At 47.0% G+C, this 1074-nt stretch carries 1 protein-coding gene; it reads right to left on the bottom strand.

Annotated elements, in window-relative coordinates; genetic code table 11:
• Positions 1 to 29: 29 nt before the first annotated feature.
• A partial coding sequence (bamB, locus tag R7Q46_RS30855; protein ID WP_318077938.1) for an outer membrane protein assembly factor BamB occupies positions 30 to 1074 on the bottom strand: 1045 nt, incomplete at its 5' end.

Here is a 1074-nt window from a genome sequence, read left to right as displayed (position 1 = left end):
AGGAGCCGAATGTGAATTATATCACGATATTATTCGTTAATGGTTAGTTTCTTTACATCGCCGTTGCGAGTTGTAATGACATAACCATCAGACAATAGAGTCGGACCAACCGCAAAACCACTGTCATCAACGAATTGTTGAGCTACGAACTCACCCGTCGAACGATCTAACCAGTGCAGGTAACCTAGGGTATCACCTAAAACTAAATAGTTACCGACGATAACTGGCGCAGTTAACTGACGGTGTTCTAATAGGCTATTTTCCCACAGTTCAGTACCGCTTCGAGCATCAACCGCGACCACGTGATCTTTTTCGGTGATCACAAAGATACGACTGCCATCCGTTGCGATATCGTTCGCTGACGAATAATTACGCTTCCAGATTGGGTTAGCCGAACGCAAATCAATAGCGATCAACTGACCATTGTATCCAATGGTGAAAAGAGTTCCGCCCAGTACAATAGGAGAAGAGTCAACGTCAACCAGACGGTCAATTTCCGTAGCGCCTTTCGGTGTGCCTACTGGTTGTTGCCAAATAAGCTGACCACGCTCCACAATCGCTGCGGCTAGTCGACCATTTGCCGTACCCCAGAAAACACCACCACCAATCGCAGTTGGAGTGCTGTCTCCGCGTAGTGTCAGGTTTGGAACTTCAGTACTTAGTGCCCAGCGCTGCTCACCAGTGCTTTCATCCAAAGCAATCAACATACCACGGCTGGTATTTACGATGATCAAGCCTGAATCCGCAACGGGTTTCGCCAGAACTTCACCACCGACTTTAATGCGCCAAATGATTTCACCAGTTTCTTGGCTTAGTGCAATCACTTCACCATTTTCAGAACCGATGTAAAGATGTTCGTACGCCGCAGTAATACCGCCAGACAGACGAGCAATCACGTCTTCTTCCAGATCGGTTTGCCATAATTGCTTACCATTTTCTGGATCAAGCGCTTTCACCAAACCATCACGGCTCGCGACAAACAACATGTCGTTTGCGTAGACAGGAGAAAGCTTTGAGAAGTAATGACCAACACCATCACCAATCGATGTGCTCCATTCACTCTTGGTCGTAAAC

Source organism: Vibrio sp. 811 (assembly GCF_033339195.1).
This window is presented reverse-complemented; position numbering and strand designations above follow the sequence as displayed.